Source organism: Geodermatophilus amargosae, from assembly GCF_900116515.1.
GTDB classification, from domain to species: domain Bacteria; phylum Actinomycetota; class Actinomycetes; order Mycobacteriales; family Geodermatophilaceae; genus Geodermatophilus; species Geodermatophilus amargosae.
In genome coordinates this window covers 428,124-442,754 of record NZ_FPBA01000001.1, presented here as the reverse complement: position 1 = coordinate 442,754, position 14,631 = coordinate 428,124, and the positions used below count along the sequence as shown (strand labels likewise).

Annotated in this window: 11 protein-coding genes; 4 read left to right on the top strand and 7 right to left on the bottom strand. The window is 76.1% G+C overall.

What is annotated here, in order from left to right:
• Both BM414_RS02110 and tmk read right to left on the bottom strand, forming a co-directional pair.
• Entirely contained in the window at positions 1–1,182 is a 1,182-nt protein-coding gene (locus BM414_RS02110; RefSeq protein WP_093577753.1) for a DNA polymerase III subunit delta', read from the bottom strand.
• Positions 1,179–1,817 carry a dTMP kinase gene (gene tmk, locus BM414_RS02105; RefSeq protein ID WP_245784405.1) on the bottom strand — a complete coding sequence of 213 codons (639 nt, stop codon included), beginning with the start codon at positions 1,815–1,817 and terminating at the stop codon, positions 1,179–1,181. The genes BM414_RS02110 and tmk overlap by 4 nt, the downstream gene beginning before the upstream one ends.
• Positions 1,818–1,925: 108 nt before the next feature.
• On the opposite strand from tmk, the gene BM414_RS02100 reads away from it, so the two are divergent.
• From BM414_RS02100 to BM414_RS02090, 3 genes are read left to right on the top strand one after another with little or no spacing between them, the layout of a single operon-like run.
• Entirely contained in the window at positions 1,926–2,729 is an 804-nt protein-coding gene (locus BM414_RS02100; RefSeq protein WP_093577752.1) for a trans-aconitate 2-methyltransferase, read from the top strand.
• Between the two features lie 52 nt (positions 2,730–2,781).
• Positions 2,782–3,213, top strand: a complete 432-nt coding sequence (locus BM414_RS02095; RefSeq protein ID WP_093577751.1) for a hypothetical protein — start codon at positions 2,782–2,784, stop codon at positions 3,211–3,213.
• Entirely contained in the window at positions 3,210–3,530 is a 321-nt protein-coding gene (locus tag BM414_RS02090; RefSeq protein WP_245784404.1) for a winged helix-turn-helix domain-containing protein, read from the top strand. The genes BM414_RS02095 and BM414_RS02090 overlap by 4 nt, the downstream gene beginning before the upstream one ends.
• On the opposite strand, the gene BM414_RS02085 is transcribed toward BM414_RS02090, so the two are convergent.
• From BM414_RS02085 to BM414_RS02065, 5 genes are all read right to left on the bottom strand, one after another.
• Positions 3,517–4,278 carry a class I SAM-dependent methyltransferase gene (locus tag BM414_RS02085; protein WP_217644476.1) on the bottom strand — a complete coding sequence of 254 codons (762 nt, stop codon included), beginning with the start codon at positions 4,276–4,278 and terminating at the stop codon, positions 3,517–3,519. The genes BM414_RS02090 and BM414_RS02085 overlap by 14 nt on opposite strands.
• Before the next feature lie 7 nt (positions 4,279–4,285).
• Positions 4,286–7,222, bottom strand: a complete 2,937-nt coding sequence (gene topA / locus BM414_RS02080; RefSeq protein ID WP_093577750.1) for a type I DNA topoisomerase — start codon at positions 7,220–7,222, stop codon at positions 4,286–4,288.
• 199 nt (positions 7,223–7,421) lie between these two features.
• Positions 7,422–8,987 carry an alpha/beta hydrolase gene (locus tag BM414_RS02075; RefSeq protein ID WP_093577749.1) on the bottom strand — a complete coding sequence of 522 codons (1,566 nt, stop codon included), beginning with the start codon at positions 8,985–8,987 and terminating at the stop codon, positions 7,422–7,424.
• Positions 8,984–9,307: a hypothetical protein gene (locus BM414_RS02070; protein ID WP_093577748.1), complete on the bottom strand. Its 324-nt coding sequence runs from the start codon at positions 9,305–9,307 to the stop codon at positions 8,984–8,986. The genes BM414_RS02075 and BM414_RS02070 overlap by 4 nt, the downstream gene beginning before the upstream one ends.
• 163 nt (positions 9,308–9,470) lie before the next feature.
• Complete coding sequence (locus BM414_RS02065; RefSeq protein ID WP_093577747.1) at positions 9,471–11,726, bottom strand: sodium-translocating pyrophosphatase; 2,256 nt, start codon at positions 11,724–11,726, stop codon at positions 9,471–9,473.
• 200 nt (positions 11,727–11,926) lie between these two features.
• Here BM414_RS02065 and BM414_RS02060 point away from each other — a divergent pair, with 200 nt between their 5' ends.
• Entirely contained in the window at positions 11,927–14,605 is a 2,679-nt protein-coding gene (locus BM414_RS02060; protein ID WP_245784403.1) for a DEAD/DEAH box helicase, read from the top strand.
• The last annotated feature ends 26 nt before the right edge of the window (positions 14,606–14,631 follow it).

Here is a 14,631-nt window from a genome sequence, read left to right as displayed (position 1 = left end):
TCAGGTCGCCGGCAACCGGAGCGCCACGGTGAGCGCCTCCACCGCGATCTGCGGCTTCACGTTCAGCTCCAGCGCGGTCCGGCAGGCCAGCACCGCGTCGATCCGGCGCAGCGCCCCCTCGGCACCGATCCGCCGGGCCAGCTCCTCGGCGTCGGCCCGCCGGTCGGGGTGCGACAGCACCGGGGCCTGCTCCCCCGCCGAGGCCAGCACCAGCGCGTCCCGGTAGAGCCCGGCGAGGTCGACCAGCGCCCGGTCCAGCGAGTCGCGGCCCAGCCGGGTGGCCCGGCTCTTCTGCCGCTTCTCCAGGTCCTTGAGGACGCCCGCGCCGCCCCGGCTGGCGGCGACGCCGGGCCCGCGCGCGCCGACGCCGAGGCTGGTCTTGACCGCCTCGGTCTCCGCGCCGTCGAGGACGGCGGTGGTCCGGTCGGACTCCTCCTTCGCCGAGCTGACCAGGTCGTCCGCCGCGTTCAGGCAGGCGGCCAGCGAGACCAGGGACAACGGGACGTCCAGCACGGCCTTGCGGGCCAGCCGGGCACCCTCGTCGCGGGCCAGGTGCCGCGCGCGCCCGACGTGCCCACCGGCCGCGGCCGCCGCCCACGCCGCCAGCGCCGGGTCGATCCCGTCGCGGCGCACCAGCACGTCGGCGACGGCGTCGACCGGCGGCGTCCGCAGGCCCACCACGCGGCAGCGCGAGCGGATGGTGACCGGCACGTCGTCGGGGTGCAGGCTCGGCGCGCAGAGCAGGAAGACCGTCCGCGGCGGCGGCTCCTCGATCATCTTCAGCACGGCGTTGGACGCCTGCTCGGTCATGCGGTCGGCGTCCTCGACCACCACGACCTGCCAGCGGCCCTGCGACGGCGCCCGGCCGGCCAGGCGCACGAGCTCGCGGGCCTCCACGACGCCGATCGACAACCCCTCGGGGACGACGGTCGCGACGTCGGCGTGGCTGCCGGCGAGCACGGTCCGGCACTGGTGACAGGTGCCGTCACCGCCGGCGGGGCACTGCAGGGCGGCGGCGAAGGCGCGCGCGGCCACCGAGCGGCCCGACCCGGGCGGCCCGGTGAACAGCCAGGCGTGGGTCATCGCCGCGGCGTCGGCGACGGCGGCCCGCAGCTCCGCGACGACCGCGGGCTGGCCGATGACCTGCGCCCAGACGCCGTGGGCGGCGACCGGCGCGCTCACGCGACCCGCCCGGGCAGGAGGGCGGCGACCCGCTCGCGGACGGCGTCGGCGAGGTCGTCGGAGGGGCGCTGCGCGTCGAGCACGAGGTAGCGCGCGGGCTCGGCGGCGGCGAGGGCGCGGAAGGTGGCGCGCACCCGCTCGTGGAACTCCAGCGACTCCGACTCCAGCCGGTCGGCGGCGGCGCGGCCACGGGCGCGGGCGAGGCCGGCCTCGGGCGGCAGGTCGAGCAGCACGGTCAGGTCGGGCAGCAGCCCGCCGGTGGCCCAGTGCGACAGCCGCCGGACCTCCTCGAGGGCGAGCGCGCGCCCGGCGCCCTGGTAGGCCAGCGAGCTGTCCACGAAGCGGTCGGTGACCACCACCTCGCCGGCGTCCAGCGCGGGCCGCACGACCGTGTCGACGTGGTGGGCGCGGTCGGCGGCGTAGAGCAGCGCCTCGGCGCGCGGTGAGAGGCCGGCGGTGGCCGGGTCGAGCAGCAGCGCGCGGATGCGGGCGCCGGGCGGGGTGCCGCCGGGCTCGTGCGTGACCCGCGCGGGCACCTCGACCAGTCCCAGCCAGTCGAACAGCCGGTGCACCTGGGTGGACTTGCCGGCTCCCTCCCCGCCCTCGAAGGCGACGAACAGGCCGCGGCCGGGCACGCGGGCGGAGGCGTCGATCGGGGGCTCCCGGGGGTGCTCGAGGAGGTGGTGAGGGCCGGTCCACGGTACCGGCGGGGGACGACGCCCCCGCGGTCCTACGGTCGGCGGGTGACCGCCGCTCCCGACCCCGCCGCATGGGACCCCGCCGCGTACCTCCGCCACGCCGGTGAGCGGGCGCGCCCCTTCGCCGACCTGGTGGCCCGCGTGGACGCCGCGGAGCCCCGCGAGGTAGTCGACCTGGGCTGCGGCACCGGGGAGACGACCGCCGCCCTCGCCCGGCGCTGGCCCGGCGCCCGGGTCACCGGCGTCGACTCCTCGCCGGAGATGCTGGCGGCCGCGGAGGCGCACGCCGTGCCCGGGCGGCTGGGGTTCGTCCGCGGTGACGTGCGCGACTGGCGGCCCGGCCGCCCGGTCGACGTCGTCGTCACCAACGCCGTCCTGCACTGGGTGCCCGGGCACGCGGACCTGCTGGCGCGGTGGGCCGGAGCGCTGGCGCCGGGCGGCTGGCTCGCCCTGCAGGTGCCCGGCAACCACGGCGCCCCGACCCACCGGCTGCTCGCCGGGCTGTGCACCTCGCCGCGCTGGGCAGGCCGGCTGTCGGCGGCCGCTCCCCCGCCGGACCCGGTGCTCGTCCCGGCCGGCTATCTCGACGTCCTCACGGCGGCGGGGCTGTCCGCCGACGTCTGGGAGACCACCTACCTGCACGTGCTGCACGGTCCCGACCCGGTGCTGTCCTGGGTGCGCAGCACGGTGCTGCGGCCGGTGCTGGCGCTGCTGGACGACGACGCGGCCGACTTCACCGCCGAGTACGCCGCGGCGCTGCGGGAGGCCTATCCGGCGCGGGCAGACGGGACCACCGTGCTGCCGTTCCGCCGGGTGTTCGCCGTCGGACAGCGGCCGGAAGCTAATTGACTACCTGGAAAGTACTTGCCACCCTGTCGTGCATCCGACCGAGGAGGCAGCCATGACCGCTCCCACCCCCGAGTACGCCGCCGCGCTGCTGGCCGAGGCCGACGCCGCCCGTGCGCGGGTCCGCGGCGGCGCCAGCCCGGCCGCGTCGGCGTTCCTCGTGACGCTGGGCTGCGCCAGCGCCGGCTTCTTCCTCGCCCAGCCACTGGCCGGCAGCGAGCGCGGCGTCGGCGCCGCGGCGACGGTGTTCACCTTCGCCGTCCTGGGTGCCGCGGCGGCCCTGCTCAGCGGCCGCGGCACGACGAGGGCGGGCTTCTCTCCCCGGTTCGCGCTCGCGATGGGCGTCTGGGGAGCGGTGCTCGCGATCGGGCTCGCGGTGGGGCTGACCGTGCCGGGGCTGGCCTACGACTGGTCGTGGTGGGCTCCGCTGGCGGTCGCCGTCGCGGCGCCCTGCCTGGTCGGGGCCTGGCGGGAGCGGCCGCGGTGAGTGCCGCCGAGCACCCGCGGCACGCCCTCGACGACGTCATCCACGCGCCGGTGCGCTTCTCGGTGATGGCGACCCTCGCCGCGGCCGAGGAGGCTGAGTTCGGCTTCGTCCGCGACGGCGTGCAGGTCAGCGACTCGGTGCTGTCGAAGACGGTGACCGCTCTGGAGCGGGCCGGCTACGTCGAGGTCCGCAAGGGCTACGTGGGCAAGCGGCCGCGGACCTGGCTGCGGCTGTCCGAACCCGGCCGGCGGGCCTTCGACGCGCACGTGGCGGCGCTGCGGGCCATCGCGGAGGGCCGGGCGCTCAGCGCGGGGTGAGCCGGTGGGCGTCGGTGCGGTAGGGCAGGTCCAGGACGTCGCGGCCGCGGGTGTGCGGATGGGCGGCCAGCAGGTCGCGGATGCCGCCGAGGAAGGCGGCACGGGCGTCGGCGGTCATCGTCGCCACGTAGCTGCGGGTGCCGATGCCGCCCACCACCTGCTCGGGCGTCATCCGCTGGACGATCTCCGACCGCGCCGTGGCGACGTCGGCGGGCAGCGCCGCGGCGATCCGCGCGACCACGCCCTGGTCGGCCTCGTGGCCCCGTGCCTCCGCGGCGAGGGCGGCACCCAGCGCGGCCACCCACGGGACGGTCTCGTCGCGGACGTTCCACACCAGCCCGACGACGCCGCCGGGCCGCAGCACGCGGCGCAGCTCCGCCGCGGCCGGCTCCGGGTCGAACCAGTGCGCGGCCTGGCCGGCGACGACGGCGTCGACGCTGCCGTCGGGCAGCGGGATGGCCTCCGCCCCGCCGACGTCGGTGGGGACACCGGGGTGCCGGGCGGACAGCTGGCCGAGCATCTCCGCCGACGGGTCGACGGCGATCACCTCGTGACCGGCGGCGACGAGGACGTCGGTGAGCAGGCCGGTGCCGGCGCCGAGGTCGAGCACGCGGCGCGGCCGGTCGCCGAGCAGGAACGCCACCACATCGGGCGGGTAGCCCGGCCGCAGCGCGGCGTAGTCGGCCGCGACCGACCCGAACGACGTGCGCCGCTGGTCCCAGTCGGCGGGATCGATCGTGCCGGTCACGGCCGCGTCAGCTCGCTGGGACGGCGTCGGCCGAGGCGGCCTTCTTCGCGGTGGTCCTCGGGGCCGTGGTCTTCGTGGCCGTCTTCGTGGCCGTCTTCGTGGCCGTCGTCTTCTTCGCCGCCGTCTTCTTCGCCGCCGTCTTCTTCGCCGCCGTCTTCTTCGCCGCGGTCGGCTTCTTCGCCGCCGGCGTCGTCTTCTTGGCCGCCTTCTTCTTGGTGGCCGCGGGCCGGCTGCGGCGGTCGGCCAGCAGCTCGGCGGCGCGGTCCAGCGAGATGGTCTCGACCTCGTCGCCCTTGCGCAGGCTGGCGTTGGTCTCGCCGTCGGTGACGTAGGGGCCGAAGCGGCCCTCGCGGACGGTGACCTGACCCTGGGTCACCGGATCGGGGCCGAGCTCCTTGAGCGGAGCCGCCGCAGCCCGGCGGCCGCGCTGCTTGGGCTGGGCGAAGATCGCCAGCGCCTCGTCGAGGGTGACGGTGAACAGCCGGTCCTCGCTCTCCAGCGAGCGCGAGTCGGTGCCCTTCTTGATGTAGGGCCCGTACCGGCCGTTGAGCGCCTGGATCTCCTCGCCGTCGGGGGCGGCGCCGACGGTGCGGGGCAGGGTGAGCAGCTGCAGCGCCTGCTCCAGGGTCACCGTCTCCGGCGACATGGACGAGAACAGGCTGGCCGTGCGGGGGCTCTCCTTGCTGCCCTCGGGCACGACGGTGGTGACGTAGGGGCCGTAGCGGCCGGCCTTCACCACGACCGGGTGGCCGGTCCCGGGGTCGGTGCCGAGCTCCCGGTCGCCCGAGGGGGCGGTGAGCAGCTCGGCGACCCGGTCGGCGGTCAGCTCGTCGGGCGCGAGGTCCTCGGGGATGCTCACGCGCGCGCCGTCGTCGCCGCCAGCCTGCAGGTAGGGGCCGTAGCGGCCGACCCGCACGACCACCGGCTCCCCGTTCGGCCCGGTCGCGCGCAGCGGGATGGAGTTGACGCCGCGGGCGTCGATCTCCTCGAGCTCGTGGCCGATGACCGACTTGAGCCCACCGGAGGCCGCGATGCCGCCGGCGTGCCGGCCCTCGCCGCCGAAGTAGAACTCCGTCAGCCAGTCGACCCGGCCCAGCTCGCCGCTGGCGATCTCGTCGAGCTCGCTCTCCAGCGAGGCGGTGAAGTCGTAGTCGACGAGCGCGGCGAAGTGCTGCTCGAGCAGGTTCACCACGGCGAACGCGACGAACGAGGGCACCAGCGCGGAGCCCTTCTTCCACACGTACCCGCGGTCCTGGATCGTCTGCATGATCGACGCGTAGGTCGACGGGCGGCCGATGCCGAGCTCCTCGAGCCGGGCGACCAGGCTCGGCTCGGTGTAGCGCGACGGCGGGCTCGTGGTGTGGCCCTTGGGCTCGAGCTCGCGGGTGTCGAGCTGCTGGCCGCGCTCGACCCGGGGCAGCCGCCGCTCGGCGTCGTCGCTGCCGTGGTCGTCGTCGGTCCCGGTGCTCTCGTCGCGGGACTCGACGTAGGCGCGCAGGAAGCCCGGGAAGGTGATGGTGCGGCCGCTGGCGGTGAACTCGACCCGCTCGTCGGTGGTGCTGCGGCCGGCCAGCCGGATGCTGACGGTCTGCCCGACGGCGTCGGCCATCTGCGAGGCCACGGTGCGCTGCCAGATCAGCTCGTAGAGGCGGAACTCGTCGCGGGCGAGCTGGCCGGCGAGCTGGCCGGGCGTCCGGAAGGAGTCACCGGCGGGGCGGATCGCCTCGTGCGCCTCCTGCGCGCCCTTGGCCTTCTTGCTGTAGCGCCGCGCCTCGGCGGGCACGTAGGCGTCGCCGTAGAGCTCGCGGGCCTGGGTGCGGGCGGCGTTGATCGCCTCGTTGGAGAGGTTCGTCGAGTCGGTCCGCATGTAGGTGATGTGGCCGTTCTCGTACAGCCGCTGGGCCACCCGCATGACCTGCGCCGAGGACCAGCCGAGCTTGCGACCGGCCTCCATCTGCAGCGTCGACGTGGTGAACGGCGCGTACGGACGGCGCCGGTAGGGCTTCTCGTCGACCCGGCTGACGCTGACCTGGCGGCCCTCGAGGCGGGCGGCCAGCCCGCGGGCACCGGCCTCGTCGAGGTGGACGACGTCGCCGGTGACCCGGCCGGTGGCGGGGTCGAAGTCGCGACCGGTGGCCACGCGGCTGTCGTCGACGCTGACCAGCCGGGCGCGCAGCGTCGTCGGCTCGCCCGCGTCGGCACCCGTGCGGCCGGGGACGGCGAAGACGCCGTCGAGGGACCAGTAGTCGGCGGCGGTGAACGCCATCCGCTCGCGCTCGCGCTCCACCACGATGCGGGTGGCCACCGACTGCACGCGGCCGGCCGAGAGCTTGGGCAGGACCTTCTTCCACAGGACCGGGCTGACCTCGTAGCCGTAGAGCCGGTCGAGGATGCGGCGGGTCTCCTGCGCGTCGACCAGCGCGGTGTCGAGCTCGCGGGGGTTGGCCACGGCGCGGGCGATGGCCTCCGGGGTGATCTCGTGGAAGACCATCCGGCGGACGGGGACCCGCGGCTTGAGCGTGTCGACCAGGTGCCAGGCGATGGCCTCGCCCTCGCGGTCCTCGTCCGTGGCGAGGTAGACCTCGCTGGCGTCCTTGACCAGCTGCTTGAGCCGGCTCACCTGCTGCCTGCGGTCGGGGCTGACCACGTACAACGGCTCGAAGGAGTTGTCGACGTCGACGCCGAGCCGGGCCCACGAGGCGCCCTTGTGCTCGGCCGGGACGTCGGCGGCGTTGCGCGGGAGGTCGCGGATGTGGCCGACGCTGGCCTCCACGACGTAGCCGTTGCCCAGGTAGCCGGCGATCTTCCCGGCCTTGGTGGGCGACTCCACGATGACCAGCGGACGACCACCCCCGGCAGCGGCCCCCCGGCGGCGAGCAGGCGTGCTCGTACCACCGGCGGTCTTGTCGGCGGGCTGGCCGTTCTTCGTGGTCTTCGTGGGCACGGTGCTCCTGTCGGTGGTGCTGGTCGCGGCAACGCGGTGCGCGGTCTCGTCGTCACGCGGTGCGCCCCCTCGGCGGGCCACGGTAGGCCACGACTGCGGAACGCGACCGGCTGGCGACCCCGCGCGGGCGCGCCGTCACCGCGTCCAACGGTGCAGCGGCGCGACTGTTCCCTCCCTCTCCGTGCAGGTCCCGGCCTGCTCAGCCCGGTTCCCGCGTCCCGGCCACCACCTCCCCGATGGCGGCCAGGGTCGGGTGGCGGGCGCTGTGGTACTCGGCGTGCTGGGTGTGCCACTCGGTCGGCAGGGCCGTCGAGCCGAAGGACTCCTCCCAAGTGCTGAAGCCGAACCACCCGAGCCAGGAGACGGGGTCGAAGGGCGACGTCGCGTCGTAGACCTCGTCGGCCTCCAGGTCGGCAGCCCGGTCCTCCTCGATCCCCGGGCTCCCGAGCAGCACGACGGCGTCGGTGTCCAGCCGACCCGGCAGGTCGCCGGCCTCGTCGACGACCACGGTGCCGTAGCTGTGCCCCACCACGGTCACCCGGGGGTCGGCGGGGCGTACGGGATCCGCCGCCCGGGACGCCGCCAGGCCCGCCAGGTCACCGGCCAGCGCCGCACCACCCTGCGCGGCCACGTCCCGGCCGGCCGCCCGCCACAGACCCGGTCCCGCCGGCGGCCGGTAGCCGAGCCAGGCGACGGTCGCGACCGTCGCGGCCGGCGCGGCCTCCCGGGCGGCCTCCGCGACCGCCCGCGCGTCGACCCCCAGGTCGTCGACGTCGTCGACGCCGTTGCCGACGCCGGGCACCAGCACCCCGACGTCCTCGGCGGTGTCGAGGTCGCCGTAGACGACGGCCACGAGGGAGTCGTCGGCGTCGAACGACCACAGCTGGACCGGGCGGCCGGCGGCCTCCTCGTGGCCCAGCTCCGCCGCCACGGCCACCGCCGTCCCGTACCCCGCCGAGGACGGGTCCTCCAGCGCACGCTCGAGCAGCAGCCGGTTGGCCCGGTCACGCGCCCAGGCGGGCAGGCCGTCCAGGCTGCCGACGAGCACCGGCTGCGACGAGGTCAGGTACGACCGGGCCGGCTCGGACAACCCGGCCCACCAGGCGGCGACGGACTCCGGCGACGTCCCCGTCACGGGCAGGCACGCGGGCTGCCAGACGCCGCCGAGGGCGACGGCGGCCGCGAGCCCGGCGTAGTCCGGGGGCGCCGCACCCCTGGTGACGCCGACGGAGCCCAGTGGCGTGGCCGAGTCGGCGGCGGCGGAGGCGGCGCGGGCGGCGGCACGGAGTGCGTCGGCCGCGAGCCCGGCGACCCGCTCGGCCGCGGCCGCCTGCGCGGCGATCGCCTCGTAGTGGTCGGCCAGCGCCTCGGGTGTCGCGCCGGCGGCCGGTGCCGCCGCCGCGGGGACCACGACGCCGCCGGCCTCGTCCACGGTCACCCCGAGGGCCGCCGCCTCGGCGAGCGCCTGCTCGGCCAGGTCCTGGGCGGTGCGGGCATCCCGGGCGGTGTCCTCCAACCGGTCCAGCGACGTGCCGAGGGCGCCGGTCACCGCCGTCACGACGCCCGACACCTCGCCCAGGGCGCGCGCCGCGGCCTGGGCGGCGTCGCCGGACCAGCACTCGGCGTCGTGCAGGACGCGCGCCACCGCCTCCATCCGCGCCCGCCACGGCGGCAGCCGCTCGGTGACCGCCTCGAGCGTGTAGACCGCGCCGTCGAACAGGGCGACGTCCCAGGCGGCGACCGCGGTCAGGCCCGGGGCGCTCACCGGGTGCCCATGGGCGGCGCCGTCCGGGCGGCCAGCAGCCGGTCGGAGAGGGCGGCGTCGGCCAGCCGGTAGGACAGCACCGCGCCGAGCAGGGCGACGGACGCCGCCTGCGCCCCCGCGACCAGGTCGGCGACGAGCACCGCCCACAGCTGCCCGGTGGCGCCGGCCTGCTCGGACACCTCGCCGGGCGCGGCCGTCGCCAGCGACACGGCGGTGGAGCCGCACAGGTCGGCGTCCCCGGACAGCTCGGTGGCCAGCGCAGCGAGCTCCTCGCCCAGCGCCTGGACGGCGTCGAGCTGGATGGCGATCGGTACGGACAACGGCCCTCCCGGCGTCGGCGCCGGACCACGGTGGTCCGGCGCCGCGGACGCTAGGGCGGGGCTGCGCCCGGACCCGTCCCGTCGTCCACAGCCGGCCGGCCGTCCACAACCACCGCCGCGGGCCCCCGCCCGGCCGGGCCGGGCGGAGGCTCGCGGGGTGGGCTCAGGTGGCGGAGGACGTGAGCGTGTCCGACGGCTCCTCGCTGGCGCCGCCGACGACGACCGAGCGGCGCTTGGACACGATCACTGCACCGATGACCACCAGCGCCGCGGCGCCCGCGATGAGCAGCCGCACCGTGGTGTTGGCGTCCTCGCCGACCGAGAGGCCGACGACCGCCGGCGCGATGAGCAGCGCGACCAGGTTCATCACCTTGAGCAGCGGGTTGATCGCGGGGCCGGCGGTGTCCTTGAACGGGTCGCCGACGGTGTCGCCGATGACGGTCGCCGCGTGCGCCTCGCTGCCCTTCCCGCCGTAGGCGCCGTCCTCCACCATCTTCTTCGCGTTGTCCCAGGCGCCGCCGGAGTTGGCGAGGAACACGGCCATGAGCGTGCCGGTGGCGATGGCGCCGACGAGGTAGGCCGCCAGCGGGCCGAAGCCGAGCCCGAAGCCGACGGCGACCGGCGCGAGGACCGCGAGCAGGCCGGGGGTGGCCAGCTCCCGCAGCGAGTCCTTGGTGCAGATGTCGACGACGGCGGAGTAGTCGGGCCGCTCGCTGTAGTCCATGATCCCGGGCCGCGTGCGGAACTGTTCGCGGACCTCGAACACGACCCGCCCTGCGGCGCGGGAGACGGCGCTGATGGCCAGGCCGGAGAAGAGGAAGACGACCGCGGCGCCGATGATCGCGCCGACGACGTTGTCCGGTTCGACCAGGCTGAACGACTGCGCCAGGTCGACGTCGCCGAGCGCGGTGCGGACCTGCTCGTTGTACGACCCGAACAGCGCCGTCGCGGCCAGGACGGCGGTCGCGATGGCGATGCCCTTGGTGATCGCCTTGGTCGTGTTGCCGACGGCGTCGAGGTCGGTGAGGACGCGGGCGCCCTCCTCGTCGATGTCACCGGACATCTCCGCGATGCCCTGCGCGTTGTCGCTGACCGGCCCGAAGGTGTCCATGGAGACGATGACGCCGGCGGTGGTGAGCAGCCCGCAGCCGGCGAGGGCGACCGCGTAGAGCGCGGCGCCGCCACCGACGAGGAAGGCGCCGTAGACCGCGCCGCCGATGAGCAGGGCGGCGTAGACCGCCGACTCCAGGCCCAGCGAGATGCCCGAGAGGACGACGGTCGCCGCCCCCGTGAGCGAGCTGCGGCCGATGTCGCGGACGGGCTTGCGCGAGGTCTCGGTGAAGTAGCCGGTGAGCTGCTGGATGGCGGCGGCCAGGACGATGCCGATGAGGACGGACACGAAGCCGAGGACCTGCGGGTTGACCACGGAGTCGGGGACGTCGGCCACGCCCGGCAGCACGGTGAAGGCCGCGACGACGACGAGCACGAGCGAGACCACCGCGGAGGTGAAGAAGCCGCGGTTGATCGGCGCCAGCCCGCTGGAGTCGTTCTTGCCGGGGTTGCTGGCGAGGATGCCGACGACGGAGGCGAGCACGCCGATGGCGGCCACGACGATCGGGAAGACCATGCCGTCCGCGCCGAAGAAGACCTGCCCCAGGATCAGCGCGGCGACCAGGGTGACGGCGTAGGACTCGAAGAGGTCCGCGGCCATCCCGGCGCAGTCGCCCACGTTGTCGCCCACGTTGTCGGCGATGGTGGCGGCGTTGCGCGGGTCGTCCTCGGGGATGCCGGCCTCGACCTTGCCGACGAGGTCGGCGCCGACGTCTGCGGCCTTGGTGAAGATGCCCCCGCCGACGCGCATGAACATGGCCAGCAGGGCGCCGCCGAAGGCGAAGCCCTCGAGGACGACCGGCGCGGTCTCGTCGAAGAGCAGCAGCGCCAGCGAGGCGCCGAACAGGCCCAGGCCGACGGTGATCATCCCGCAGACCCCGCCGGTCCGGTACGCGATGCGGAAGGCCGGCCGGTAGCCGCCGGACTGGGCTGCGGCCGCGACCCGGACGTTGCCGCGCGTGGCCAGCGTCATGCCGATGAAGCCGACGGCTGCGGAGAACAGCGCGCCGACGAGGAAGAAGACGGCCCGGGCCAGGCGCGTGCCCCAGCCGCCCTCGGACACCGGGAGGACCAGCAGGAGCAGGAAGACGATGACGGCGAAGACCGCGAGGGTGCGGAACTGCCGCCGCAGGTAGGCCCCGGCGCCCTCCTGCACCGCCTGGGCGATCTCGCGCATGCGGGGGGTGCCCTGGTCGGTGGCCAGGACGGCGCGCACGAGGGACCAGGCGAAGACGAGCGCGGCCAGCGAGACGACGAGGGCTGCCGTCACGAGGACGACGTCCCCGCCGGAGAGATCATTGTCCGGCATCAGTACCTCCGAGCGGTCGGATACCGCCGGGCGGCTCGCGTCCCCGGTCGGCGGAGAGCACGTCGGCGAGCGGACCGCCCGGGGACGCCGCGCCACTGTAAGCGAGATCACACCCCGCGTCTGCCCCTTCGGCCGAACCGCTCGGTGCAGGGCCGGCGACGGTCGGGCAGCGGGTTGCCCCCGGATGTGACAGTGGTGGGGTGACCACGCTCCACCCGGTCCGGCCGGCTGCTCCCCCATCCGGCCGCGAGGGGTCATCGGGGGGTGACGCGTCCCGGGAGGCGCGGGCGGGCGGCGCCCCGGCCGTCCACGGGTCGGCCGCCGCGCACGGGTCGGCCGCGGTGTCCCCGGGCAACGTGCCGCCCGGGGCGGAGCTCCTCGAGGACCTGCTGGCCGGCACCGCCGAGGAGGAGTCCCCGGTCACCCACGTGCACCGGCTGGCGGTGCGCCAGAGCCGGACGCTGCCCTGGCCGGAGTGGGTGGACCCGGCGCTGCGCGAGCGACTGGTCGAGCAGGGCGTGCGCGAGCCGTGGCGGCACCAGGTCGAGGCCGCCCAGCTCGCCCACGACGGCACCTCGGTCGTGGTGGCCACGGGCACCGCGTCGGGCAAGTCGCTGGCCTACCAGCTGTCGGCGCTCACCCGCCTCGTGGAGGACCCGCGCGCCTGCGTCCTCTACCTCGCCCCGACCAAGGCCCTGGCACGCGACCAGCTGGCCTCGGTGGCCGCCCTCGCCGATCCGTCGGTGCGGCCGGCGGCCTACGACGGCGACACCCCCGCCGAGGAGCGCGACTGGGTGCGCCGCCACTCGCGGTGGATCGTCACCAACCCGGACATGCTGCACCGCGGTGTGCTGCCGGCCCACCAGCGCTGGTCGTCGACCCTGCGCCGGCTGGCCTACGTCGTCATCGACGAGTGCCACGCCTATCGCGGGGTGTTCGGCTCCCACGTCGGGCACGTGCTGCGGCGGCTGCGCCGCATCTGCCGCCGCTACGGGGCCGACCCGGTGTTCGTCCTGGCCTCGGCGACCGTGGCCGAGCCGGCCGCGGCGGCGACCCGGCTGGTCGGGGCGCCGGTCGTCGCCGTCACCGACGACGGTTCGCCGCGCCCGGGTGCCACCTTCGCGCTGTGGGAACCCCCGCTGACGGAGCACACCGGCGAGCACGGTGCGCCGCTGCGCCGGTCAGCGGCCGCGGACACCGCCGGACTGCTGGCCGACCTGGTCGAGCGCGGCGCCCGCACGCTGGCGTTCGTCCGGTCGCGGCGCAGCGCGGAGACGGTGGCCGAGCAGGCCCGCCGGCTGCTGGCCGACCGCGGCCGCAGCGACCTCACCCGGCGGGTCGACTCCTACCGCGGCGGCTACCTGCCCGAGGAGCGCCGCGAGCTCGAGCGCGCGCTGTCCGCGGGTGACCTGCTCGGCGTGGCCACCACCAACGCCCTCGAGCTCGGCATCGACATCGCCGGCCTCGACGCCGTGGTGCTCGCCGGTTACCCGGGCACGCTGGCCTCCCTCTGGCAGCAGGCCGGCCGCGCCGGGCGCGCCCAGCGCGAGTCCCTCGTCGTCTTCGTGGCCCGGGACGACCCGCTGGACCACTACCTGGCCCACCACCCGCGCGCGGTGTTCGGCCGGCCGGTCGAGGCCACCGTCACCGACCCCGCCAACCCCTACGTCCTCGGCCCGCAGCTGTGCTCGGCGGCCGCCGAGCTCCCGCTGACCCCGGAGGACCTGCCCGACTTCGGCGGCCCGGTGGCCGAGGCCCGGCTCGAGGAGCTCGTCGCCGCCGGGGACCTGCGGCGGCGCCCGGCCGGCTGGTACTGGGCCGGCCGCGGGCGACCCGACGTTGACATCCGCGGCAGCGGCGGCGAGCCCGTGGCGATCATCGAGGGCGACACCGGCCGGCTGCTGGGCACCGTCGACGGCGGGGCGGCGCACTCGACCGTGCACGCCGGCGCGCTCTACGTGCACCGCGGCGAGACCTTCGTCGTCGACGAGTTCGACCCCGAGGACGCCTGCGCGGTCGTGCACGCCGAGAGCCCGGAGTGGACCACCGTGGCCCGCGACGTCACCGACCTGTCCATCGTGACCATCGAGCGGACCCGCCGGCTGGGGACGGTCACCGCACACACCGGCGTCGTCGACGTCACCAACCAGGTCGTGGCCTACCAGCGGCGGCGGGCCGGCACCGGCGAGGTGCTCGCGGAGTTCCCCCTGGACCTCCCGCCGCGCCAGCTGCGCACCCGCGCGGTCTGGCTGACCCTCGACGCCGACGCGGTGGCCCGCGCGGACGTCGACGACCTGGCGCTGCCCGGCTCGCTGCACGCGGCCGAGCACGCCTCGATCGGGATCCTGCCGCTGCTGGCCACCTGCGACCGCTGGGACCTCGGCGGGCTGTCGACCGCGCTGCACCCCGACACCGGCACCGCGACGGTGTTCGTCTACGACGGGCACCCGGGCGGCGCGGGCTTCTCCGAGCGCGGGTACGCGGCGCTGCGGCGGTGGGTGCGGGCCACCCGGGCCACCGTGTCCAGCTGCGAGTGCGAGAGCGGCTGCCCCTCCTGCGTGCAGTCGCCGAAGTGCGGCAACGGCAACGACCCGCTGGACAAGGCCGGCGCGGTGCGCGTGCTCGACGTCGTCCTCGACGAGCTGGCCACGGCCGAGGACGCGGCCGGGCACGGGGCCGGGGACACCGACGACGGTGGGGACGACGGCGAGGACGTCCCGACCCACGTCATGCCGACCGGTCCGGTCCGGGGCCTGCTGCGGCGGCCCGGCGTCGGCCGGCCGGCCGGCCCGGAGGAGGACGTCGGCGGGGACCCGCCCACCCCGGATGCTCCCGCCGACGCGGGCGGCGGGCACGTCGAGGACGACCTGGTCTTCTGAGGCTTCCGGCGGAACCGGCCCGGCGC

Coding starts and splice junctions, on each gene's coding strand:
- BM414_RS02065 (WP_093577747.1), bottom strand. CDS start 11,726: ATGCCGGACAATGATCTCTCCGGCGGGGACGTCGTCCTCGTGACGGCA.
- BM414_RS02095 (WP_093577751.1), top strand. CDS start 2,782: ATGACCGCTCCCACCCCCGAGTACGCCGCCGCGCTGCTGGCCGAGGCC.